The organism is Mojavia sp., assembly GCF_059505145.1.
On record NZ_JCACKA010000115.1, the window covers coordinates 244,665 to 268,673 of the forward strand.

Annotated in this window: 19 protein-coding genes and 1 pseudogene; 9 read left to right on the forward strand and 11 right to left on the reverse strand. The window is 40.9% G+C overall.

What is annotated here, in order from left to right; translation table 11 throughout:
• Nucleotides 1-136: 136 nt before the first annotated feature.
• The gene (locus AC5JL8_RS31685; RefSeq protein WP_495883639.1) at nt 137-397 is read right to left on the reverse strand and encodes a hypothetical protein; all 261 of its coding nucleotides are present in this window, start codon (nt 395-397) and stop codon (nt 137-139) included.
• Nucleotides 398-1,074: 677 nt separating this feature from the next.
• On the opposite strand from AC5JL8_RS31685, the gene AC5JL8_RS31690 reads away from it, so the two are divergent.
• Genes AC5JL8_RS31690 through AC5JL8_RS31705 form a run of 4 tightly spaced genes read left to right on the forward strand, consistent with a single transcriptional unit; the run spans nt 1,075 to nt 4,570 of the window.
• Entirely contained in the window at nt 1,075-2,610 is a 1,536-nt protein-coding gene (locus AC5JL8_RS31690; protein WP_495883640.1) for a DEAD/DEAH box helicase family protein, read from the forward strand.
• A gap of 54 nt (nt 2,611-2,664) precedes the next feature.
• The gene (locus tag AC5JL8_RS31695) at nt 2,665-3,879 is read left to right on the forward strand and encodes a DUF790 family protein (protein ID WP_495883641.1); all 1,215 of its coding nucleotides are present in this window, start codon (nt 2,665-2,667) and stop codon (nt 3,877-3,879) included.
• A gap of 15 nt (nt 3,880-3,894) precedes the next feature.
• On the forward strand, nt 3,895-4,137 hold the full coding sequence (locus tag AC5JL8_RS31700) for a hypothetical protein (RefSeq protein ID WP_495883642.1): 243 nt from the start codon (nt 3,895-3,897) through the stop codon (nt 4,135-4,137).
• The gene (locus tag AC5JL8_RS31705; protein WP_495883643.1) at nt 4,118-4,570 is read left to right on the forward strand and encodes a type II toxin-antitoxin system VapC family toxin; all 453 of its coding nucleotides are present in this window, start codon (nt 4,118-4,120) and stop codon (nt 4,568-4,570) included. The genes AC5JL8_RS31700 and AC5JL8_RS31705 overlap by 20 nt, the downstream gene beginning before the upstream one ends.
• A 34-nt stretch (nt 4,571-4,604) precedes the next feature.
• On the opposite strand, the gene AC5JL8_RS31710 is transcribed toward AC5JL8_RS31705, so the two are convergent.
• From AC5JL8_RS31710 to AC5JL8_RS31730, 5 genes are all read right to left on the reverse strand, one after another.
• Entirely contained in the window at nt 4,605-5,300 is a 696-nt protein-coding gene (locus AC5JL8_RS31710; RefSeq protein ID WP_495883644.1) for a PD-(D/E)XK nuclease family protein, read from the reverse strand.
• A 648-nt stretch (nt 5,301-5,948) separates the two neighbouring features.
• Nucleotides 5,949-6,242, reverse strand: coding sequence for a DUF5615 family PIN-like protein (locus AC5JL8_RS31715; protein WP_495883645.1), 294 nt, complete (start codon nt 6,240-6,242; stop codon nt 5,949-5,951).
• Between the two features lie 59 nt (nt 6,243-6,301).
• Nucleotides 6,302-6,646 (reverse strand): hypothetical protein, encoded by a 345-nt coding sequence (locus AC5JL8_RS31720; RefSeq protein WP_495883646.1) that lies wholly within the window; start codon nt 6,644-6,646, stop codon nt 6,302-6,304.
• Between the two features lie 523 nt (nt 6,647-7,169).
• A complete protein-coding gene (locus tag AC5JL8_RS31725) occupies nt 7,170-7,502 on the reverse strand; it encodes a DUF433 domain-containing protein (RefSeq protein WP_495883647.1) in 333 nt (110 codons plus the stop codon).
• 331 nt (nt 7,503-7,833) lie between these two features.
• On the reverse strand, nt 7,834-9,015 hold the full coding sequence (locus AC5JL8_RS31730; RefSeq protein WP_495883648.1) for an ARPP-2 domain-containing protein: 1,182 nt from the start codon (nt 9,013-9,015) through the stop codon (nt 7,834-7,836).
• Nucleotides 9,016-9,558: 543 nt separating this feature from the next.
• Between AC5JL8_RS31730 and AC5JL8_RS31735 the strand changes: the two genes are divergently transcribed.
• Nucleotides 9,559-9,960, forward strand: coding sequence for a nuclear transport factor 2 family protein (locus AC5JL8_RS31735; protein WP_495883649.1), 402 nt, complete (start codon nt 9,559-9,561; stop codon nt 9,958-9,960).
• Between the two features lie 291 nt (nt 9,961-10,251).
• Here the strand turns inward: AC5JL8_RS31735 and AC5JL8_RS31740 are convergent, their stop codons facing one another.
• Complete coding sequence (locus AC5JL8_RS31740; protein ID WP_495883650.1) at nt 10,252-11,703, reverse strand: hypothetical protein; 1,452 nt, start codon at nt 11,701-11,703, stop codon at nt 10,252-10,254.
• 455 nt (nt 11,704-12,158) lie between these two features.
• Entirely contained in the window at nt 12,159-12,527 is a 369-nt protein-coding gene (locus AC5JL8_RS31745) for an alr0857 family protein (protein WP_495883651.1), read from the reverse strand.
• A gap of 572 nt (nt 12,528-13,099) precedes the next feature.
• On the opposite strand from AC5JL8_RS31745, the gene AC5JL8_RS31750 reads away from it, so the two are divergent.
• From AC5JL8_RS31750 to AC5JL8_RS31760, 3 genes are all read left to right on the forward strand, one after another.
• Complete coding sequence (locus AC5JL8_RS31750) at nt 13,100-14,818, forward strand: diflavin flavoprotein (RefSeq protein ID WP_495883750.1); 1,719 nt, start codon at nt 13,100-13,102, stop codon at nt 14,816-14,818.
• A gap of 244 nt (nt 14,819-15,062) precedes the next feature.
• Entirely contained in the window at nt 15,063-16,775 is a 1,713-nt protein-coding gene (locus AC5JL8_RS31755; protein WP_495883652.1) for a diflavin flavoprotein, read from the forward strand.
• Nucleotides 16,776-17,361: 586 nt separating this feature from the next.
• Nucleotides 17,362-18,405 (forward strand): DUF8692 domain-containing protein, encoded by a 1,044-nt coding sequence (locus tag AC5JL8_RS31760; protein WP_495883653.1) that lies wholly within the window; start codon nt 17,362-17,364, stop codon nt 18,403-18,405.
• Between the two features lie 1,153 nt (nt 18,406-19,558).
• On the opposite strand, the gene AC5JL8_RS31765 is transcribed toward AC5JL8_RS31760, so the two are convergent.
• From AC5JL8_RS31765 to AC5JL8_RS31775, 3 genes and pseudogenes are all read right to left on the reverse strand, one after another.
• Nucleotides 19,559-20,137: an HPP family protein gene (locus tag AC5JL8_RS31765; protein WP_495883654.1), complete on the reverse strand. Its 579-nt coding sequence runs from the start codon at nt 20,135-20,137 to the stop codon at nt 19,559-19,561.
• A 397-nt stretch (nt 20,138-20,534) separates the two neighbouring features.
• Nucleotides 20,535-20,881 (reverse strand): annotated as a pseudogene (locus tag AC5JL8_RS31770) (CHASE2 domain-containing protein); the annotation flags it as partial.
• A gap of 71 nt (nt 20,882-20,952) precedes the next feature.
• Entirely contained in the window at nt 20,953-21,102 is a 150-nt protein-coding gene (locus tag AC5JL8_RS31775; protein ID WP_495883655.1) for a hypothetical protein, read from the reverse strand.
• Between the two features lie 264 nt (nt 21,103-21,366).
• On the opposite strand from AC5JL8_RS31775, the gene AC5JL8_RS31780 reads away from it, so the two are divergent.
• Entirely contained in the window at nt 21,367-23,997 is a 2,631-nt protein-coding gene (locus AC5JL8_RS31780) for a DNA polymerase III subunit alpha (RefSeq protein WP_495883656.1), read from the forward strand.
• Nucleotides 23,998-24,009 lie beyond the last annotated feature (12 nt).

Sequence of the window (24,009 nt, forward strand, 5' to 3'; positions counted from 1 at the left end):
AGGTGAAAAATTGGTAGTTCGTAGTTAAGTTTTGATGGTAATTTAGACGCCAACCAAAACAGGGCTGCTTATAGATACAGGGGGACTCTAACTGGAATTTTAATTACGAATTACAAATTAGTAATTACTAATTGTGTTAATTTAGTACTACCTCACAGTACAAATGCCACCAACTAAGGATGTTGTCTGGAGTAACAATAAATAATGAAATGCTAACTGATAGCAAGTAATCTACTTCCAAGAAGCGATACCAGTAATTAACCCCGGCGTCAGACAAAAACAGCGGTAAAAAGGATTGCCTCAGTAGCGATTTTAACAAAAGTAGCATTGCTACTGCTACATTTACAGAACAAAATGCCACAGCATAAAGCGTGACAAAGAAGTATATTCCTTCCAATGTTGCCTCTCCTTTGGTGTAGCTAGCTGTAGGGACTATTTCCGAAATTAGCTAGAGCAAGCGATCGCTTAACACTTATTATGCATTGGATAAATACATAGCCAACATTTGTTTATTGCGTATCTATCTAAAGTAGTAATAAGCAATGTTAGTTAATTTTAGGCAATATTCTAACAACCGTTGAAATTATATAATTTTTAGTTTTTATCTAACAAACAACAAAAGATATAGGACTCATATTTAATTTTTGAACAAAATTCAGTACACCTTTATTCCTTCTTCCCAGTCCCCAGTCCCCAATCCCCAGTCCCTTACCTCTACGAGTGATTCAGAAATCAAATCGGATTGCTATATAATTAGCAGTTCTTAATTAAGCATCTTCTAAAAGAATATAATTTTCCATGATAGTTTAACTGAATTTTACACAAAAATACTTACATTGTGATACAAAAGCCGTGTTTTCTAATAGTTAGGTATTTTTTACAAGCTTAGAAATCGAGCTAAGGGTAAAAGTGAAGAGTGAAAGGGATGGAATTTTCCTAACAAAATTACAAAAGGCAGGTTAGCTAGAAACGCTACAGCACATCTAATTAGATTTTGGTGCAGTAGTTGGCAAGAATGATGTACATTTTGCGCTATTAGTAATTAAATGCGAAAACGTAGGGAGAAAGCTCTAAATGGCTCGCACCCCCACATTAACTTTTGATCGTGGCACACTAATTTTGCATCCACCTCCACGCGGCAAAGCTTGGATGGATTATGCGACATGGGATGATAGGGTAGAAAAATTTCGTCTACCGGCAATTAGATATCGCTGTTTAGTGGAAGCACTACAGGCGGAAGAGGTTAATTTTAACGATGAAGCGAAGGAATTTTATGCTTTAGATTTGGTTCCGAGTCTGGAAATGGAACCCTATCCCCACCAGAGTGAAGCGTTAGCAGCGTGGAAACTGGCGGGGAGGCAAGGTGTAGTAGTGCTTCCTACCGCAGCCGGAAAGACTTATTTGGCACAAATGGCGATGCAAGCAACACCGCGCACGACGCTGATTGTAGTGCCGACTTTGGATTTGATGCATCAGTGGTATGCTCACCTAGTAGCGGCGTTTCCCGATGCTGAGGTGGGTTTACTGGGGGGTGGTTCGCGGGATAAGTCACCTATTTTGGTTGCAACCTACGATAGTGCAGCAATTCATGCAGAAAGCTTAGGTAATCAATATGCTTTACTCATTTTTGACGAATGCCATCATTTACCGACAGATTTTAATCGCGTAATTGCAGAGTATGCGATCGCACCCTATCGTTTGGGACTGTCAGCTACACCAGAACGTACCGATGGTAAACACGCTGACTTAAATATCCTCATTGGTAGAGAAGTATATCGCAAACGCGCTGAAGATTTAGCAGGAAATGCTTTAGCAGAACATGAAATAGTCCAAATTAAGGTGAAATTATCCCAACATGAGCGCGAAAAATACAACCAATTAATTCAACTACGCAATGATTTTTTGCGAGAATCCCGGATTTCTTTGGGAAGTATTCAAGGCTGGCAGATGTTTGTACAAATGAGCGCGCGATCGCAAACTGGCCGTAGAGCTATGTTAGCCCACCGCGAAGCCAAAGAAATCGCCTTGGGGACTGATGGCAAATTACGAATTTTGGCGAATTTATTAGCAGAACATTTCCCGCAAAGAATTTTAATTTTTACTGCTGATAATGCCACGGTTTATAAGATTTCTCAAGAGTTGCTAATTCCGGCAATTACTCATCAAACACCTGTAAAAGAACGGCATGAGATATTAACAAAATTCCGTGAGGGTGAATATAATACCTTGATTGCTTCTCATGTGTTGAATGAAGGTGTTGATGTGCCAGCAGCTTCGATTGCGATTATTTTATCTGGTACAGGTTCAACAAGAGAATATATTCAACGTTTGGGTAGAGTTTTACGTAAAGGAAATATCGAAAATAAGCAGGCGATATTATACGAAGTGGTGGCTGAAGATACGAGTGAAGAAAGAACTTCCGCGCGGCGAAGAGGGATGGACAAGAGTAACGAAGCGCAAAGTTACAAAGGACACGAAAGAAAGAAAGATAAGAAAGGACATTTGCAAGTTATATATGGAACTGGTAAAGAAAAAAGTGCTAAAGCTGCGGAACAATTAGAAATAAAATATTCCACAAATCGCAACGAAGAACCCCCCGATTTAACATAGTCAAAGTAATTCGTAGTTAATTACGAATTACGAATTACGAATTATTCAACTATCATGTTACCCACAGAATTACTAATGCACCGCCACAACGGTGAAGAAATCATCCCCAAGCGATTGAAGATAGATGATAAACATTTAAATTTAGCTAATGAGTTAATTACTTATTTTCAAGAAGCCGTTGGTAAAACTCAAGGTATGTTGGAACGCCAACTAGCAGATTTTGAAGGCGATACTACAGATTACCGCGTCAAGCGGGGTTTGGCTTATATTCTTAAAAGCAGCTTTTGCACCTTTGAAGTGGTGAGTCCCTTAGAACCACCAATGTTAAGAGAAAGGGTGTTTGCATTGTCTGCCAAATCTGTTCCTAGTCGAGAATCAACACAACAGACTTTGAGCAAAATTGCTGATGAGTTAAGTCATGAGCTGGAGCGAGAAGTTTTACCAGAACAGGTTCATAATGGGCTATATGCTGATTTATCTGAAAATAAAATTTTGACTGTTTTCGATGCACCCACACCGCAAAATTTGTTGCATCGATATAATTTATCACAAGTGCAGGGAGTATTTTATAAAGCTAGTCAATTAATTTTAAATGCTCATCGCAATGTTCCCGGAGAATATAAGCTGTTATTTCGCTATCTCAAATTATTTCAATTGATGGCTTATATTGAGGGCGATGCTGACCACGGGTTTACAATTACCATTGATGGGCCGACGAGTTTATTTAATCCTAGTACGCGTTATGGGTTGGCGATCGCTAAACTTATTCCTGCCTTACTACACGTTACTAGATGGAGTCTTGCTTCCACCCTGCAAACCCGCGACGCCTACACCAATACCTGGAGAACTGGACGTTTTACCCTCAATTCCGAATGCGGTTTAGTATCTCATTACTCCCCAGGTAAACCCTACGATAGTATGTTAGAAGCATCCTTTGCTGATAAATGGGATGCTCTAAAATCTGAATGGGCATTAGAGCGAGAAGTTGATTTAATTCCCATTCCTGGGAGTGTGATGATTCCCGATTTTCGCTTAGTACATCCTGATGGCCGTAGCTTTCTATTAGAAATTGTCGGTTATTGGCGACCTGAATATTTACAAAAAAAGTTTTCTCAGGTGCGACGTGCTGGACGTGATGATTTAATTTTGGCAATTTCTGAACGGCTAAATTTAGAGAAAGCTGGCGTGAAATTAAATGATGTCCCCGCCAGAATTATTTGGTTTAAAGATAAATTATTACCAAAAGCTGTGTTAGCTGTGATGGATTAATCAAGGAGAAATTATATGAGAAGTATAGAAACAATTGCCACAGTTACAAAAGACGGGAAAATTACAGTGCAACTACCGCCTGATATTCCAGAGGGAGAACATCAGGTAGTGATAGTAATTGATGAGAAGCCTTTGGCTGAGAAAGCAGAGAAGAAAGAAAAGCGTCCTCCTTTAAACTTTCCTGTGCATAATTGTGGACTTTGGCCTGAAAATCTTTCTTTAAGACGCGAGGATATGTATGGTGATTGGGGACGGTGATTCTATTTTTCTAGACACAAATATCTTGGTCTACGCTAGTCAGATTCAGTCTCCATTTCACCAAGTTGCAATGGAGGCTATCCAAGATTTTTATAATGCAGGAGTTGAGTTGTGGATTAGCCGACAAGTGTTGCGGGAATATTTGGCTACGCTTACCCGTCCGCAACAATTTGCCAACCCACTACCCATTGCAATAGTAATTCAGGATCTTCGCTATTTCTATAACCGCTTTCAGGTGGCAGAAGATAACTTCTTGGTGACGGAAAGATTGCTGACACTCATGGAGACAATTTCTATTGGTGGTAAGCAAGTTCATGATGCAAATATTGTTGCCACAATGTTAATTTATGGTATTCCTAACCTACTTACTTACAACACAGTTGATTTTGCTAGATTTTCTGAGTTAATTACTGTTTTACCATTACAAACATAAAATTTTTACACAAGTAGGGTGGGCATTGCCCACCTTAATAATCCCAATATTTTTTGCGTCTCCAATACTCAGCAACTCTCGCTTCCCACTGTTCCCAATAATAGTTAATAACATCTGGTTCCAACCAAAAAACCTCTGCTGGCATCTCTGGAATCGCTACAACCAACAGCGCATGATTTATTTGAATACCATAATCTTGATAATACTTGTTAGCTGCTCCTATATATGCTGCAAGTTGCAGTGGATGTTCATATAATCGCTCAATTGAACCTTTAGGTTTATCAGCTGTTTTCCACTCGCAAACACAAGGAATGCCTTGATAGCTGGCAATACAATCAACTTTGCCAGAATAGCTCAAATCGTAGTGAAAAACTGAGCCTTCAACGAGCCTAATTGTGTTGATTTCTTGTAAAACTGGCTTGATACTTTCCCAATAAGGGCGACTGGCTTCTGAACAAACAGGATTTTCACCAAGAAGATAGCGCTCAATTTGCTTGTGTGTCTTAGTTCCGCGACGACTCGCCGCTGTGGTAATGCGGGATGCTTCTTCTGTACCAACACGCGCTTTCCAGTTTAGTAATCTATCACGATCTGCTTGGGGTTTGGTGGCATTAAGTATAGTCGTCACGCTGGGAAGGCGATTTCCCTTAGCATCTATATAATATTGTTTGCCATTTTCTCTCAGAGATTTGGCATCAATGCGTGGTAATAGTTGGATATCAAATTGCATTAGTAATTTGTAATTGAGAAAGTGGCGATTATAAATCGCGGTTCATTTTGCACCAGGCAAATCCTCTCAAATCCAGAATAGACTACATGGGGCTACAAATTTACAGGTTTTGTGCAAAGCGTACCGTGATAAAACTTAGACACGCCTTAGTAAAGCTTACCGAAGGTATCGCCTAGACTTAAGGGACTTCCAACTAAAAAAATATCCCATCGCATTAAGTGCAGGGGAGCAGGGAGCAGGGGGAAGGAACAGTCGCGTTGAACCAGAAATTGGAATAATTTATTTTTTGGAGTTCCCTAAATTCATATTGAACTAAGTAAAAATGCCATTCGGCTTACTGAAAATGAGCTTTTACTTTCTCAAAAAGAACTTTTACTTTCTCAAAAGGAGCTTTTGCTTTCTCATTTTAGTGTTTTCCGCAAGCAAAAGAAGCTTTTACTTTCTCAAAAGGAGCTTTTACTTTCTCATTTTAGTGTTTTCCGCAAGCAAAAGAAGCTTTTACTTTCTCAAACCCCAGTTTGCTTTCTCATTTTGGTGTTTTCCGCAAGCAAAAGAAGCTTTTGCTTTCTTAAACCTCAGTTTGCTTTCTCATTTGAGTAATTCACGCATTCATTTTGGTATATCATTGAACCGAAAGCTTGCGATCGCCTAAAATGGAATCCATTCCAACTGATCTATCCATTCTTCCACCTCAGTAGTCTCCCAAACCAGCAATAGTTCTTGTGCTAATTGCCCTATTGGTATTCTCGGACGCAACCAGAACAAGCCCCAAATATGCCTATCTTCTGCCCAATGTGCTTCTAGATGTGCTGGCATACTAGCGCGATTATCTGTTACCAACAACCTTTGAGATAACTCCAGATAACGTAAAACATCGGGGTCTAAAGTCCCCAGTTCTGGTGCATTACTCTCACCTACACGCAAAATATCTATAGAACCCATTTGAGATCTATACAGGAGGGCAATCGAATTTGGCTGAACTACGAGCTAAGTTACAAATTTTATAGATTGATCGTCAGGATTTTTTCCTTGCTTTTTTTGTCGCTCAACACGACTGTATTGTAGGGTAATGTATCCGTTCCCAGCGGAATTGGCAGCCTAAAACTGGGGCTTTTATGATCGAGTTCGCCTAAATCAATGCTTTTCGTTATATCGCCATCTGTTGCCAGATAAGCGGTAAGTTCGCCTTTATAATCTTCAATTAAAAAGTCTCTAAAGAAAACGACTTCCCCACCCTCAGGATCTATACCAAGGATGACCGTACCGCTGAAAGTTGCGCCTTTTCGTTCTTCATCAACCGTTGCCATTGTGATTTCCGAGGGGTCTTGACCGGACATATCTGCCATAAACTTTTTCCTGGGCGAATTCTCAACAATTGAAAATGATTTTACAAGAGCGCTATGGGCGATCGCAAAACTCTCAGGACATATTTCTGCATCGGTCTTGCAAATGTATAGCCAAGTTACTTCTGGTTATACGCCTAATTGGAAGATTGAGTAGGGATGAGTAGGGGCTGAAAGCGATCGCGAAGCGTTGCTGCAAAGCAGATCGCATCGCAGAAACCTGATAGAGGGGAGACGTTGAGAAGTTTCCGGATAACTTGATCCGACCTACCCATTCTTGAGTTGATAGAAGATACCATCTAAGATTTGTCGCTTTGTCCACTTTGGTGGTCTGGTTTACTTTTTCTGCGGCAATAGTGGTTCAATGATTGCCCACTCTTTGTCGGTTAAGCTGCTGGAGTACGGCATTTATTTCTCATTTTACCCGTTCTTCCAAGATCCCAAATGGGTTCTATAGTGGGGTTGAGCCGGAGAACAGCTACTTTCAAACGCGGCGACAAATTTTCATCGAGCAAAAAACGAACCTTCACAAAGCGTTTACCTGCTGTTCAGTTTTTTGAGATTTTAATGTTCTGAGGCGTTGCACCAACGGTGAAGGATTAGCAACAGATTCTTGATAACGCTGCTCACGCCATGATGCTAGACGTAACAGATAAGCGTCGATTTGAGCGCGATTATGGAGGTAGAAAGTAATAGTAGCGTGAATTTGCTCCAAACTCAGAGTGGGTAGATTAGCAACAATCTCTTCTGGTGTATATCCTTCTAAGTAATAATCAAGTACATTATCAATGCCGATGCGGTGTCCTTTCAAGCGAATATCATCGGGGGATACAAAGTCAAAATAATCTTCTAATTGCATCGCTTCACCCCTAAATCTAGTTGATTGCTTTATTATCTTGCCTCACAGCCTTGAATAATGATGTTGCAAAGGCAAGCTGAGGAAAATCTACTGCAAGTCTACACTTCACTTCAGATTTTAAACCCACAAGCGATCATTTATCAGAGTTGAGAAATAAATATAATTGCAATAGCTTTGGTAAAATTTATTGTGAAACGCTGTGCGATCGCTAACCCACATTTAACACCAGTCTCATTTTACTTATTCTGATGTTTAATTTGCATATCTAGATATTATAAAGCTCTTGTAGGATAGGCATCTTGCCCATCCCACAACAATATTATGAGATAGCTCAAGATTTTTTGGACTTTTTTCGTGCTGCATCGCGTACCTGTTGATTGAGTAGATACCCAAAGCCAGCTGCTTCTATGCGTTTTACGAATTCTTCACGAGTGTTACCAAGTGCTTTAGCAGTAGCATCCAAGTTCCAGTTATATAAACTTAGCTGACTGAGTAAATAAACTCGGCGGGTTTGGGCAGCAGATAAGCGATAAGTTTTAAGGTATTCCAATTCACCATTTTCTCGGACGATCGCTTCTCCAATATGGTTTTCTTCTTTGAGATGCAGATTTGTGATAAATCTTTGCAGCACAAACGGGCCAGCAGTATAAACTCTTTGAGAATTGAGTTGGCGTTGTAAAAGTCCTTCTGCCATGAACCCTTGAAACGATGCCCAATCTGATCGCATTTTGGCGATCGCACTTCTCAAATCTGCCAAACTATTAATCTTAGACTCATCTACAGACACATCCATAGGAAAATTTGTGTCGTAAAGTAAGCTGTACTCATAAATCAACTCTCCATAAAAATCCTCTAGCAAAGACTTATGCAAAGCCCGGTAGTCTTCTGGAGTTGGAACTACAAAAGCTGATGCTAAAGTTTCGGCAACAAATACTAAAACTCCCACCTGTTTTGGATGAATCTCAAACACGCGTAAAGCATCTTCCAATCCAGCAATATAACGTCCACTAACAGATGTTTCGTAGCGCGAACCCAATCCATGAGCAAGAGCATACTTGGAATACTCACTCCAAGCAATATCGGGGCCTGAAAAAAACAGCGATAAAAAACCTTCCATTGCTAAGTGCAATGACAGAAATCTCAGTTGGTTTCCTGATTCCCGCTTTGCCATGCGATGCATCAACCGCACACTTGCACAACCACAATCTAAACTTTTACCATCAGGCTTTACCATCTGTCCGCCAAAAGCAGCTACCGGGCTACCATCATCACTCCAAGACATGACTAAACCGTGGGGTACATAAGAGAAATATTTCATCCCTGGTTCTGTTATCTCACCATCTAAGGAGACAACGGTGATGTCTTCGTTATAAGAACGCCGCAATAAACGCAAGTCTCCACGCACCTGTCGCCGCAGTAGTGGCACAATACGCACTGATCCCCATACTTGCGAAGGTGCAATTTCTAATCCTTTTAAGGATATATCTGTTAATAATTTTTGTTTGGTTGCCATATTTGATACCAATTTATAATTCGTCGGGAGTGCGTGGCAAAAATATTTATTTGCGCTATCTTTTGTCACCTTGCGCCGTAACATCAGGGAAATCAACCAATATGGTTCAGTTTTATTAGTATTCCCGGAAGATCCCCCCAACCCCCCTTAAAAAAGCTACGGTGTACACACAAGTCTTTGAAAGTTGCCCCACAGTCTTTTGATCCCCCCAACCCCCCTTAAAAAGGGGGGCTAAAATCCCTCAAAGTCCTCCAATTTATCGGAGGATAATGACGGATATACAATGATTTCGGTTTAGTACACAGATGTGTGTACACCGTAGCCTTAAAAAAAGGGGGGCTTAATTCCCTCCTTAAAAAGGAGAGTTAGGGATGATCAATTCTTATCTGAACTGTAATGGGCAATAAATCCCATAACAAGGAAGATTTTAAGGAAATAATCAGAAAAATCGCTGAAAGAGTGAGTGCATGAATGTATTTGGGCAACCTTTGAGTTATATAATTGCATCGTAAATCTCAAGCCATATCGTAATAGGAAATTACTATGTCACAAGAGAATGTGGAACTGATTCGCGGACTCTATGATTCCTTCAGCAGAGGTGACGTCCCGGCGGTGCTAAGTCAGATGGATGAACAAATCGAATGGAGAGAAGCTGATAACTTCATTTACGCGGATCGTAGCCCTTACATAGGGCCGCAAGCGATACTCGAAGGGGTGTATATGCGTCTTGGTACTGAGTGGGACTCTTTCGCCGCCACGCCTGCGGAGTTTTTTGATGCTGGGAATCACGTTGTAGTGTTGGGTGCGTATACGGGGAAACACAAACAGACACAAAAACAAGTGCAGGCACAGTTCGCGCACGTTTGGGGCGTGAAAGAGGGAAGCGTGGTAAGGTTTCAGCAGTATACAGACACGAAACAATTTGCAGATGCTATTGCAGCATAAACTCGCGGGTTATATCTTCACAAAGTGTGAGATAGAAAGCTCAACTTCCGAGGTACGAACTCGAAGTTTTGTGTTTTTAACTTGAAGTTCCGTGTTCTGAACTCGAAGTTTCGTGTTTTTAACTTGAAGTTCCGTGTTCTGAACTCGAAGTTTCTTGTTTTTAACTTGAAGTTCCGTGTTCTGAACTCGAAGTGTCGTGTTTGAAACTAAAACGTTCTTGTTCTGAACTCGAAGTGTCGTGTTTGAAACTAAAATGTTCGTGTTTTGAACTCGACGTTCCGTGTTCCAAAGTTAAAGCTTCAACTTCTCTTGTTCATCACTTGCCAACATTTGCTGTACTCGTTCAGCCAAATACGCTTCCAGTTCTGATAAAGCGGCAGAACCATCAGCAAAGCGGGCAAAACCCAGCATTGTCGGTAAATCTTCTGCATCTCTCAACCCCACAGTTGGGATGGTTGGGCTAAGGGCACGCAAAGAAAAATCCTCGGAATTAAATACAGGATTGCAATGAATAATTGAAGTCCGCCGCCAAGGATCTAACTTGCTGCGATATACCCTTAACACTTCTGCCGCACCTTTGGGTGGATAGTTTTCGCAACCATCCGAGACAATCACTACTAAATCTGCGCCCGATCCCAAGGCTGCTAATAGTGGCGTTGCCAAATCAGTTTGTCCGTGGGCATATACTTGCAAAGCATCTGCTGTGGGGACTGTCCAAAAAGGACGATATTCCTTTGATGCGGCTTGTAGCAAGTAGTGAGTAGCAACAGCTACACCCAAGGGACGGCGACGCTTTTCGCTAGATCCAGAACTGGAGTAGCTACAATCCAAGACTGCTGCAACTTTTCCTAGTTTGAGTGGTGCTTTTTTTAATACTAACCTTGCCGATCGCTCCATTGCTGAGTTAAATACATCCCATTGCTGTTTTCTGGTTTCCAAAGGCAAAGACAAGATATACAATGCCAACTTAGTTAAGGGAAGGCGTCCAAAATCTAAGTCAATTTCAACTTTTTCAGTTCGTTCTGCTGCACCTTGCAAACGCAACTTTTCGCCTACAGTCATCTGCTGTTGAATTCTGGACAAAAACACATCGCGTTTAACTTTGTGTTTTACTGCTAACCCTTCAGCAACGGTAAACGGCAACTCATAAATTGCTTCTGCGCTATAGTGTGCTTGGCGAAACTTCTCAAATAACTCTGTTTCGTAAACCTTTTGTTTCCAGTTACGGAAGAGAAAATTACCCAATTCACCATGAAGTTTCAGGTGAGCATGGACAGCGATCGCTCTTACTTTTGGGCGATACTTGACAGCATGGAAATTTATATCACGCCGCATACTTAGATAATCACGGGCGATCGCACGGCTGCGACGGTTGTTAATTCGTCGTTGACGCAACTGTTGCAACACTCCCCAAGCCCGTTGTGGTGGCAAAGCATTAAGTGCATGGGCTATTAATGCACCTTCCTCTTCCTTATGTTGTGGCAATGTATCCTTTCCCGTTGCTAACAGCTTGAGAATAATTTGCGCTTGATTAAAATGGTTAATACCTGCGGCTAAAGAACGGGCATAAAGTAAGCGATAATTGCCAAGAATATAATCATGTAAAAAGTCAATTGATACGCGTTGCCCATAAGCATCATCATAAAATTCACGCTGTCCTGTGCAGGCAAGACAAGCATTGATGAACATTACTAAATCTTCTCGCGCCACCTGTTCGACGCGGTTTGTATAGTTGTTAGCCATAATGAATTTTGAATTTTTGAAGCTGTTCGGGGAAAGTCGGCACGACTAGGTTTAACAACTTAAAAGGTTGGAACGGAAGTCATACTCAAGTCCCGCGAACAGCAAGACTGAAAAATTTGAGATAATCAGATTAAACTATTTGGAATTTTTGAAGCTGTTCGGGGAAAGGTCGGTACAACTAGGTTTAACAACTTAAAAGGTTGGAACGGAAGTCATACTCAAGTCCCGCGAACAGCAAGACTGAAAAATTTTAGGTAATTCTAATTAAACTTTCATAGAGCAATACGGTTCAGATAAATCTTTTTTCCTTCCCCCTGCTCCCTGTTCCCTGCTCCCCTGCCTATTATTGGATGCTGTTCGGGGAAAGGCGGCACGACTAGCTAGGACGATTTTAGAGTTCGGATTCGGAAGTCGCACCAAAGTCCCGCGAACAGCAAGACTAAATAATTGGAGAGTTAAGCGTAACAGAGTTGTTCAGCTTTTGAGAGCTGGTGAAGCAATAATTCCGCAGATTTGCTCAGTGCAGTTACGAAAATACCTGATTCGCTTTCTGTATCTGATGTTAGCCAAGTGCCTTTAAGAATAACTTCAATAGAAGAGGCATCGCAAGGACAAAGTTCTAAAATATTTTCTTGATTGAGTTTCTTTAAATCTGTTAAATGTGAAAATTCAGCAGGCAATAAAAAAGCAGCAGTACTTGGTTCAACATGAAGCTTAGTCGCAGAATGTACAGCCATGATGACTCTTTTATTTACCCAATCTGTTAAATTTTCTTCGAGATACTCTAGGCTAAAGCTATTTTCGGTGTATGTAAGTTTTAACATAATGCTAATCGCTCTTTAGTTTTTAGTTGTATAATTTGGTTCGCTCATCTATATACTCAGAATATTTTAGGGAAACTCCCCTAAGCCAACAGAGCATTAAATAGTGGAAAAGCTTGTAAAATCCGGCTTAGACGGCTAGGGGAAGTTGCTCAACTTCGGGGAATCCCCGAACTTTGTCTAGTTTTAAAACTACGGCGATCGCCAGATCAAGTTATAGCGCAGACAAAAAAGCGATCGCTAAGTATGAGTTAATCAAGAATTTCCTTTTATTATACTAGTGAAAGAATCTATGCTTTTTGTTACAAAAATATTGCTAAAAAATATAAGTTATGTATGATATGTTTGGGGTTTTGAATTATGCTAAGAAATATCAATATTTAAAACGTGATACTTATAACAAATATATTGTTTAGTAGATTTTTTGAGTTAAAAAGAATGCTGAAAAACAGCAATAATTGATACAAGTTGAGTTTCGCAAAATATCATCTTCATTACAACTTAAAAAAAAAATTATAGGGACAATGGGTGCAGACACAAACACTATTGTTTTGCGCTCGGAGACGAATAGAATAATGGTTGCGATCGCAGAAAACGTTCAGCATCGGCTAACTATACAGACTGTAGAAATTGCCCCTAACACAACGGCGATACGCTCTCTCGACTGGGATCGCGATCGCTTCGATATCGAATTCGGACTGCAAAATGGTACGACTTACAATTCCTATCTAATTAGGGGTGAGCAAACAGTTTTGGTTGATACTTCTCACCAGAAGTTTCGCCAACTGTATTTAGACACGCTTAAAGGTCTTGTGAACCCCAAGACTATTGATTACATTATTGTCAGCCACACAGAGCCAGATCATAGCGGCTTGGTTGAAGATGTTCTTCAGTTAGCACCTAGAGCCACTGTTTTAGCTTCTAAAGTTGCCTTGCAGTTTTTGGAAGGTTTGGTACACGAACCTTTTTCTAAGCGGATTGTTAAAAGTGGCGATCGCATAGACATTGGCAAGGGACACGAAATTGAATTTGTGAGTGCGCCTAACCTGCACTGGCCAGATACAATCTTCAGCTATGACCGCAAAACGGAAACCATCTTCACTTGTGATGCTTTTGGGATGCACTTCTGTGACGAACGCACCTTTGACGAAGACTTAGAGGCGATCGAAGCTGACTTTAGATTTTATTACGATTGCTTGATGGGCCCCAATGCCCGCTCATTACTGAATGCGATGAAGCGGATGGACGACCTGGGCAAAATTAAAATTATTGCCAACGGTCACGGCCCGCTACTGTACCACAACCTAGATGTTCTAACCGAGTGCTACCAAAGTTGGAGCCAAAGACAAGCGAAGGCAGAAACCACCGTTGGCTTGTTTTATGTCTCAGAATACGGCTATGGCGATCAGTTAGTTCAGGCACTTGGTGAGGGTATTCAGAAAACTGGAGTTGGGATCGAAATGATCGATCTGAGTTCCGCTGAACCTCAAGAAATCCAAGAACTAGCAGGTAGAGCAGCTGGCATTATTATTGGTATGCCTCCAACTACTGCCGCTGCTGCTCAAGCTGGTATTAGTTCGCTGTTATCTGTTGTCAAAAACAAGCAAATGGTTGGCTTGTTTGAGTGTTACGGTGGGGATGATGAACCCATTGATACACTGCGGAGAAAATTCATCGACTTGGGTGTGAAGGAAGCATTCCCAGCGATTCGGATTAAAGAAGTTCCCACCGCCGCTACATACCAGCTATGTGCAGAAGCTGGTACAGACTTGGGACAAGTGCTGATGCGCGATCGCAACATCAAGCAAATCAAGTCCCTTGACGTCAACATGGAAAAGGCGTTGGGTCGGATTAGCAGCGGACTATATATTGTCACCACTAAAAAAGGTGAAATCAGCAGTGCAATGCTGGCATCCTGGGTAAGCCAAGCAAGTTTACAACCTCTGGGATTCACAATTGCCGTTGCCAAAGACCGGGCTATTGATTCCTTAATGCAAATAGGCGATCGCTTTGTTCTCAACGTCCTCGAAGAAGGCAACTATCAAGAACTGAAGAAGCATTTCCTCAAGCGTTTACCTCCTGGTGGCGATCGATTTGCTGGTGTAAAAACCCAAACAGCAAAGAATGGTTCCCCAATTCTCACAGATGCCTTGGCATACATGGAATGTGAAGTGCAGAGCAGCATCGAGTGCAGCGACCACTGGATTTTATATTGCACAGTCCAAGAAGGTCGTGTTTCCAAATCCGATGGACTGACAGCAGTGCGCCATCGCAAAGTAGGTAACTACTACTAACCGAAAAAGTTCTGAGTGCTGAGTAACAAGTGCTGAGTTGTTCAGATACTGCACTCAGAACTACTGAAAAAGGCTTCCTTTTTCCATCCTCCTGTTTCGCTATGGGATATTACTCAGCACTTCATTACTCAGCACCACTGACATGAGATTTCCCAATCCGGTAATCGGCTTCATTCAATCCGCTAAAAACTGGGCAAAGTCTACCCGGTTTTTCCAGTTTTTTACCCAACCTCACGCGAAATCTATGAACAATTCCAAGCCTCGTGACGTACAAGTTCTACCCATCGCTACAAATACTAAAGTTCTCAGAGCACGTAGTTGGTCACGTTTACGGTTTGAAATTGAATATGCATTAGAAAGAGGCACTACCTCCAATTGTTATTTAATTGAAGGTGATAAAACCGCAATTATTGACCCACCTGCTGAAACCTTCACCGAAATTTATCTTGAAGCATTAAAGCAGACCTTAAATTTAAAACGCTTAGATTATGTGGTTTTGGGGCATTTTAATCCCAACCGAGTCACAACTTACAAAGCTCTTCTAGAACTAGCACCGCAGATCACCTTTGTCTGTTCTTTGCCTGGTGCTGCAAATTTACGTAATGCTTTCCCAGATGACCATCTGAGTATTTTAGTGATGCGGGGGAAAGAAACTCTAGATTTAGGTAAGGGTCATGTTTTAAAATTTGTCCCCACTCCTAGTCCGCGTTGGCCAGAAGGACTTTGCACCTACGACCAACAAACCCAAATTCTCTATACAGATAAACTGTTTGGCGTTCATATTTGTGGCGATGAAGTCTTCGATGACAACTGGGAGACATTCAAAGAAGACCAGCGCTACTATTACAACTGTCTGATGGCTCCCAACGCGCTGCATGTAGAAGCAGTTTTGGAAAAAATCTCAGATTTGCAGGTAAGAATGTATGCAGTCGGTCACGGGCCTTTGGTACGTACTGGCTTAATCGAACTTACCAAAGCTTACGCAGAATGGAGCCATGCTCAAAGAACGCGGGAAATATCCGTTGCTCTACTGTATGCCTCAGCTTATGGTAATACAGCAACTCTAGCGCAGGCGATCGCGCTGGGACTGACTAAAGGTGGAGTTGCAGTCAAATCGATCAACTGCGAATTTGCTCCGCCTGATGAAATTCGCTCTACTATACAAGAGTGTGATGCCTTTATTATCGGTTCTCCGACCATTGGTGGTCATGCACCCACTCCGATTCATACTGCTTTAGGGATTGTCTTAACAGTTGGTGACAACAGCAAACTTGCTGGGGTGTTCGGTTCCTACGGCTGGAGTGGTGAAGCCTTTGATTTAATTGAAGGTAAACTCCGAGATGCTGGTTATAGATTTGGGTTTGAGACTTTGAAAGTTAAGTTCAAACCCGATGATGTCACTCTCAAATTCTGTGAAGAAGTAGGCACTGATTTTGCCCAAGGCTTGAAAAAGGCGAGAAAAGTTCGCGTTCCCCAACAATCTGCGACTCCCTTAGAACAAGCTGTTGGTCGGATTGTTGGTTCAGTTTGTCTGCTTACAGCTAAACAAGGAGAAGTATCTACCGGGATGTTGGGTGCTTGGGTTTCTCAAGCCACTTTCAATCCACCTGGAATAACTGTTGCTATTGCCAAAGAACGAGCGATCGAATCCCTGATGTATCCAGGCGGTAAATTTGCCTTAAACATCTTGGAAGAAGGTAATCATTTAGATTACATGAAGCATTTTCGGAAATCTTTTGCACCAGGAGAAGACCGATTTACTAACTTTAGCACCGCAGTTGCAGATAATGGCTGTGCTGTGCTTACTGATGCCCTAGCCTATCTGGAATGCTCGGTCAGTCAACGTCTAGAATGTGGCGATCACTGGGTAGTGTATGCAACTGTTGATAACGGCAAATTACTCAAACCTGATGCGGTAACTGCTATCAACCATCGTAAAACGGGTACTCACTACTAAACCTCCAATAGTATAAGTTACAACTTATATGTTTGCATTTGTGTGTGATTTTTTACAATAAAATTCTAGTACAGCTTGCTTGATCTATCCGGTTTCAACCGCGTTAAATGTCTGCAATTTATTCAGCAATTGTTAGACAGTAGGCGCTGGTATAAGCCTATCTAGCAAAGCTATACAGAAAGTTATTGGTCATATTCCATCTACCATTCTCATGTGTAGGTGGATTTATTTGTTGATGCACAAATCAGGTTGAAAAGCCTCAGTTACTTCTAATTACATTGCGTTACGTAATATACTTAATATTTTTGGCTAATTGTATTTTATATTACAAAGATGCTGTAAATAATTGATTTTATCCGGTCACAACAAAATATATACTTACGTATCTACATCAAAACTTAATCTTTACATTATTAGAAATTCATATTTCCTTGAATGCACTTGTACTTTAATAAAAGGTTAATAAGTCGTTAATTAAAGAAATATCAATGTATTAAGGCTTAGTCTAAATCAGTACTGATCGTGTGAAGAGCCTGTAATGCGGATGTTTCTGTTGCAAGTGAAGAATTAAAACCGGGATTTAAAAATGATTAGCCACTTAGACATGAAAGAGATTCAACCTCAGCAACTTGGCATGTGCTTGGTGGAAGCCGATCTGATTACTCCAGAAGAATTAAAAATAGCGCTCAATGAACAAAAGGCAATTGGAAAGCCGTTTGCAGAGATTTTGGTAATGCTTGGTTTTGTCAAGCAGCAAACCATTGAGTATTTCATAGAAAACATACTATTGTCCAAACAGCATCAAATACAGACACAGACAAGCAATAACACAGACGTAGCTTTAAGTGAGCAAGCCAATTCTACGCAAATAAACGCTATGTTCGCAAAGCCGCGATCGCATCAGTTGCAAGCGTATCTTTACCCCAAAGGAACAGCCAAATTCCTGCTGAAGATAGTAGTTTTTTTGACTATTGCCAATCTAATAACAAGTCTCTGCCAACTATATTTACCCGACTACCCTAGCAGGGATTTTTTAAAAATGATCTTCAACCTTGATGGTGAAACAAATGTCCCATCATCGTACTCAGCATTAGTAATACTATTTTGTTCTGTTCTGATGGCAATCATTGCCCAAACTCAGAAGTTAGCCGGAAATCAAAATTTCCGTTCATGGATAGGATTATCTGTGGTTTTTGCTTATTTATCCATAGACGAATTCATGAGTATTCATGAACTACTAATTGAACCACTACGCAACGCATTAAATACCAGAGGTGTTCTTTATTACGCTTGGGTGATTGCTGGTGCTGCCTTCGTACTCATATTCTTGATACTGTTTGGGAAATTTATTTTTACTCTTCCGGTAAAGACACGAAACTTATTTTTCCTTGCTGGGACTATCTACGTAATGGGTGCATTAGGTTGTGAGCTAGTAAGTGGCTACTATGCAGACTACTACAATAGCACTGACATAATCTTTGTCTTAATGACAACTGTAGAAGAGGTTCTGGAGATGCTGGGTATGATTATCTTTACCTATGCACTGTTGTCTTATATAAGTAACCATATGAAAGGCGTGGATGTGGGTTTCCACATTCTTGCTCCTCGGAAGCAACAATTAAGCTCTTGAAGTTATCTATGTAGCAAAGATAAAAGTTTTGTATCGTTATTACAAAGATACTTAACTCGCGCCTTCGGGGTAGGGGACAGGGAACAAAAAATCGCTAATTTTAAAATTTCCTTATTCCCTCCTAAAGCGAAAAACCGTGGGTATAAGTCCCCCGCCTACAGGCGGTAAGCGCCCTTCTAGAGTTTAAATCTCCCGCCACACAGGTGACCTGTTCCCTCTTTAAATGCCCTAACCTGTAGCGTGCTACAGGTTATTTTGGCTTAAAGCATAGTCAGACAAGAATGAGGGAAAAATTCAAAAATTAGAGATAGAATCCGTTTGAAGAGGAATTTTGGAGCTAAGGGTAGCTTTATTAATTTTTGAAATAATATTTATTAATTTTCCGCAATTGCCACCAGGACGATTATATATATATTGTCTTATCTTGAAATGTACTGCTACAACGCTTGATAGTATTCTACCTTTCTATGGCTCCAAAATTCACCAAGATTCAATTTCCGCTCTGGAATTATCTCAACCAGCCCTTATTTAATCGTCATACTAAATTGATATGGAATCCCTATCACTTCGCTTCTATTTGGCGAATTCAACTTCTAGAACGGTGCTTGACTAAAGAATGTGATGCTAAGGGGCCTCAGCAGCATTAGATGGCTATTAGCAAAAGCTGCTGCATTGACTTAAAGTTTATAAACTAAGCCTCGTACTGTAGACGAGGCTTTTTGCTGTCAAGCAAAGCACTGACAGTCATGTCTGCCATAACATTAATTGCAGTGCGGCAGCGACCAGACAGAACTTACGCACTCAGATCCCCCAACCCCCTTAAAAAGGGGCAGCCCTGCGCCCTTGCGGGTTCCCCGACTCCCTCAGTGGCGTGGCTTTAGACGTTCCCCCTTTTTTAAGGGGGGTTAGGGGGGATCAGGGTTTCAGACTTCAGTGCGTAAGTCCTATATGATACCCTCGCATCGACCTGCATAAAATCAGTAGTAGGATAGGCATTGCCCACCACATCAGGGTTTTAGTGGGCAATACCCATTTTACTTGTAGGATTTGGGCGGAGTTTGAATCTCCGTCCATAATTTTCCCACTCGCTAATCCCTAATTCCTAATCCCCCCTCTAGTAGTAATGTTGAATATCTACTACCAATAGACTGCGCTACAACCAATGTTTTGGATAAACTCTACCTGGCGTTGCACTACTATAGATAACTGTACAAAAAACAATCACTACAGAACCCAACAAAATAGGCGTTAACACATAGTTCCAAGAGGCATTATTTAATACTCCTAGCAGTGCAACCGCCCCAGATGGCGGATGTACAGTTCGAGTCAGTTGGGTTAATTTAATTGTGGTTGCAACAGCCATAGCCATTACCCAAGGGGCTGTGCCAAATAACTGAACCAGCGTGACGCACACTATAGCTGCAATTAAATTGCCACCAATTACATTGCGTGGTTGAGCTAAGGGGCTATCTGGTACGCCAAACACTAAAACTGCTGTTGCTCCAAATGGCGCAGCGATGCATGGATAAGAGGTTTGAACTGTTAAATAAGCCAGAATAGCAATCCCAATAAATGCTCCTAACCAAGATAGAAGAATATGTTGAATAGAAAAATTGGGCTGATGATGAACACTACCAAATAAAGCGCGAGTTTTTTTGAATAGCCTGTAGTTTAATGCGATAGTTTTTTTGAAATTGGTTGTTTTAGGAAGTTTGTTAACAGAGCGTTGCATAGTTCAAATTAACTGTTGAAAGCTACGTTCAAGGCAACAAACTCCTAATTACCTCACTAAACAGCACCAAAAAACTATCGCAACTGTTTTCTAACAAGGAATACAGCCCACGACTCTCTGAAGTGCTATTTATGGAGCTAACTTATGAGTTTGTAACTAAAGTCAGGATATCTTAACAAATCTCATAAAGCAAGAAATTTAGTATCTTTCAATACAGAAAATTATTTTTTATTTGAATTGAGGGTAAGTTATATCATGTCCGGTTGATTAGTTATGATTCCCACATCTGTGCAAAAAGCTGAAAACTCTTCTTCCCCCTGCTTCCTTGCGGTCTTGATGATAAGCCTTTAACCGGACACGATAGGAGTCGGCTGTTGAGTTTAATTTGCGGCTTTGGCCAAGCCATCGGCACTGCGGCAGGATTTTCATATATTACTGGCAACCAAGTCGCTCCTGGATATTCGTCCTCTAGTCCTTGCAGTTTTTCTCTAGCAATACGAACTGCAACATATAAAGACTGTCCTGAAGAAAAAGCTTCTAGAAAATGCTTTAAAAATGCTCGACAATATCAGGTACAGGTTGGCGCATCACAATTATTTGCGGAATGTGCAAATCTTGTAGTTCTCGCGCTCATCCCAATCCATCACAGGAGTTAAAAATTGTCAACTGCAACCCTTTGGCAACGGCATTTCTCAAAGCATACTTGAGTTCGGCAATTGTTAAGCTATCTTTCTCATTAATATAATCGCAACTCACAAGTTATTTCGTGACTTTTGGCAAAGGGGAAGTAATTTCTGCTTGTAATCTAAAAGCTCTTATTTCCTTGCTTGTGACAAAGCTTTAACCTTCCCTTCGCCTAGCACGTAAGATTTAGGTCGGTTAATTGCTAAATTAGTAATAAAAGCAGCATTAGCTGGGTTGGGGTTCCCTACGCCGAGGGCAATTTCCAAGCTAACTGCAAGCACTAAGGCGATGAGTATTTGCAATGCCAGAGGGATACGTACTCACCAACTGCGGGTTTTGGTCTCAAGCGAAGTAATGCTTTCTGGTTCACTCATTGCTAGATGCTGGTTAATTATTCTGATGTGACTATTAAAACATTACTTTCGGAAGTGAAAATTACCCAAACGCGTTAATCTAAGATTTCGTTGCTCTGTCTGTAAAATTCTGCTTGATGGGGTATGCCACCAAAATGCCCCTAGAGATATTGCTTGTGCTTGGAGACGTATATGTCCTTTGTGCCTTTACATATTCATAGTGACTATAGCTTGCTTGATGGAGCAAGTCAGCTGCCGGAGTTGGTGGATCGAGCGATCGCCCTGGGGATGAAAGCGATCGCCCTGACCGATCATGGTGTTATGTATGGGGCAGTGGAACTCATAAAAATCTGCCGTAGTAAGAATATTAAGCCAATCCTTGGCAATGAAATGTATATCATTAATGGCGATATTGAAAAGCAAGAACGCCGTCCTCGTTATCATCAAGTTGTTTTAGCTAAAAATACTAAAGGCTATAAAAATTTAGTTAAATTAACTACTCTTTCCCATCTTAAAGGTGTCCAAGGAAAAGGCATTTTTTCTCGCCCTTGTATTAATAAAGAGTTATTAAAACAATATCATGAAGGTCTGATTGTCACTAGTGCTTGTTTAGGTGGTGAAATTCCGCAAGCAATTCTTAGTGGTAGGCCAGATGCAGCTCGTAAAGTTGCTCAATGGTATAAAGATGTATTTGGTGATGATTATTATTTAGAAATACAAGACCACGGCTCCCAGGAAGACCGAATTGTTAACGTAGAAATTATTAAAATTGCCCGTGAGCTAGGCATTAAATTTGTTGCTACTAATGATTCTCATTTTATTTCTTGTTACGACGTTGAAGCCCATGATGCCTTGCTATGTATTCAGACTGGCAAGCTAATTATTGAAGAAAATCGGATGCGTTATAGCGGCACAGAATATCTCAAATCTGCTGAAGAGATGAAGCTGCTATTTCGTGACCATTTACCTGATGATGTAATTGCCGAAGCGATCGCAACTACTGAAGAAGTTGCTGATAAAGTCGAGCCTTACCAGATTATGGGTGAGCCGCAAATTCCTACCCCCCCCATTCCCTCTGGCCACACCGCTGATACTTATGCCGAAGAAGTTGCATGGAGCGGACTTTTAGAAAGATTAAATCGGAAATCCCGCAACGAAGTCGATCCAATCTACAAAGAGCGGTTGGAATACGAACTAAAAATGATTCAACAAATGGGTTTTTCCAAATACTTTTTAGTTGTATGGGATTATATCAAATTTGCTAGAGATAATAATATTCCTGTAGGGCCTGGACGGGGTTCGGCGGCTGGTTCGCTAGTTGCATACGCTATGCGAATTACTAACATTGATCCTGTGCATCATGGTTTACTATTTGAGCGCTTTTTGAACCCAGAACGGAAATCCATGCCTGATATTGATACGGATTTCTGCATTGAGCAAAGAGATAAAGTTATTGAATATGTAACTGAGAAATATGGTGCTGATAAAGTTGCTCAAATTATTACCTTTAACCGCTTAACTTCTAAAGCTGTCTTAAAAGATGTCGCCAGAGTATTAAATATTCCCTACGGCGAAGCTGACAAAATGGCGAAATATATTCCTGTAGTGCGGGGGAAACCAACTAAACTCAAGGTGATGGTTTCAGACCAAACCCCAGCACCAGAGTTTAAAGAAAAGTATGATAACGAGCCTCATGTTCGCCATTGGATTGACATGGCGATGCGAATTGAAGGAACTAACAAAACTTTTGGTGTTCATGCAGCAGGTGTGGTAATTTCTGCCGATCCCCTTGATGAAATTGTGCCTTTACAGAGGAATAACGATGGTTCCGTGATTACTCAGTATTTCATGGAAGACCTAGAATCCATGGGTTTATTAAAGATGGACTTTCTAGGTTTGCGGAACCTGACCTTAATTCAAAAAACGTTGGATCTGATTGAAGAAACGAATGGCTATCGTGTTGATCCTGATGAAATCACACGTCAAGAAAGAAAAGCTCAGAAAATATTAGCCAAAGGTGAACATAGCACTCTACCAAAAGATGTGCAAAAAACTTATGCACTATTAGAAGCAGGTGAACTAGAAGGAATATTTCAATTAGAATCTTCTGGAATGAAGCAAATAGTGCGAGATTTGAAACCTTCTAATATCGAAGATATTTCTTCAATTTTGGCGCTTTATCGACCAGGCCCATTAGACGCAGGACTAATTCCTAAGTTTATTAACCGCAAACATGGTCGAGAAAATATTGACTATGAAACTGCGATTTTAGAACCGATATTGAATGAGACTTATGGAATTATGGTCTATCAAGAGCAAATTATGAAAATTGCTCAGGATATGGCTGGATATTCTTTAGGACAAGCTGACTTGCTGCGCCGTGCAATGGGTAAAAAGAAAGTTTCTGAAATGCAAAAGCAGCAGGAAAAGTTTATTGATGGTGCAACCAAAAACGGTGTTAAAAAGCAAGTAGCTGAAAAATTATTTGACGATATGTTAAAATTCGCCGAATATTGCTTCAGCTATGACACGGAAGTTTTAACAGTAGAATACGGCTTGCTTCCCATTGGTGAAATTGTTGAAAAAGCTATTGAATGCAGCGTTTACAGTATTGATGAGAATGGCAACGTTTATATGCAACCTGTGGCACAATGGCATAATCGCGGTCAACAAGAAGTGTTTGAGTATTGTTTAGAAGATGGTTCTATTATTCGCGCCACAAAAGACCATAAATTTATGACTATTGATGGGGAAATGTTACCGATTGATGAAATATTTGAACGGGGGTTAGATTTGCTACAGGTTCCACGATTACCAAGATAACAACTAATACCA

Excerpts from the sequence above, each read along its gene's own strand:
- AC5JL8_RS31690 (WP_495883640.1), top strand. The coding sequence starts at position 1,075 with ATGGCTCGCACCCCCACATTAACTTTTGATCGTGGCACACTAATTTTG.
- AC5JL8_RS31695 (WP_495883641.1), top strand. The coding sequence starts at position 2,665 with ATGTTACCCACAGAATTACTAATGCACCGCCACAACGGTGAAGAAATC.
- AC5JL8_RS31700 (WP_495883642.1), top strand. The coding sequence starts at position 3,895 with ATGAGAAGTATAGAAACAATTGCCACAGTTACAAAAGACGGGAAAATT.
- AC5JL8_RS31705 (WP_495883643.1), top strand. The coding sequence starts at position 4,118 with ATGGTGATTGGGGACGGTGATTCTATTTTTCTAGACACAAATATCTTG.
- AC5JL8_RS31710 (WP_495883644.1), bottom strand. The coding sequence starts at position 5,300 with ATGCAATTTGATATCCAACTATTACCACGCATTGATGCCAAATCTCTG.
- AC5JL8_RS31715 (WP_495883645.1), bottom strand. The coding sequence starts at position 6,242 with ATGGGTTCTATAGATATTTTGCGTGTAGGTGAGAGTAATGCACCAGAA.
- AC5JL8_RS31720 (WP_495883646.1), bottom strand. The coding sequence starts at position 6,646 with ATGGCAGATATGTCCGGTCAAGACCCCTCGGAAATCACAATGGCAACG.
- AC5JL8_RS31725 (WP_495883647.1), bottom strand. The coding sequence starts at position 7,502 with ATGCAATTAGAAGATTATTTTGACTTTGTATCCCCCGATGATATTCGC.
- AC5JL8_RS31730 (WP_495883648.1), bottom strand. The coding sequence starts at position 9,015 with ATGGCAACCAAACAAAAATTATTAACAGATATATCCTTAAAAGGATTA.
- AC5JL8_RS31735 (WP_495883649.1), top strand. The coding sequence starts at position 9,559 with ATGTCACAAGAGAATGTGGAACTGATTCGCGGACTCTATGATTCCTTC.
- AC5JL8_RS31740 (WP_495883650.1), bottom strand. The coding sequence starts at position 11,703 with ATGGCTAACAACTATACAAACCGCGTCGAACAGGTGGCGCGAGAAGAT.
- AC5JL8_RS31745 (WP_495883651.1), bottom strand. The coding sequence starts at position 12,527 with ATGTTAAAACTTACATACACCGAAAATAGCTTTAGCCTAGAGTATCTC.
- AC5JL8_RS31750 (WP_495883750.1), top strand. The coding sequence starts at position 13,100 with ATGGTTGCGATCGCAGAAAACGTTCAGCATCGGCTAACTATACAGACT.
- AC5JL8_RS31755 (WP_495883652.1), top strand. The coding sequence starts at position 15,063 with ATGAACAATTCCAAGCCTCGTGACGTACAAGTTCTACCCATCGCTACA.
- AC5JL8_RS31760 (WP_495883653.1), top strand. The coding sequence starts at position 17,362 with ATGATTAGCCACTTAGACATGAAAGAGATTCAACCTCAGCAACTTGGC.
- AC5JL8_RS31765 (WP_495883654.1), bottom strand. The coding sequence starts at position 20,137 with ATGCAACGCTCTGTTAACAAACTTCCTAAAACAACCAATTTCAAAAAA.
- AC5JL8_RS31780 (WP_495883656.1), top strand. The coding sequence starts at position 21,367 with ATGTCCTTTGTGCCTTTACATATTCATAGTGACTATAGCTTGCTTGAT.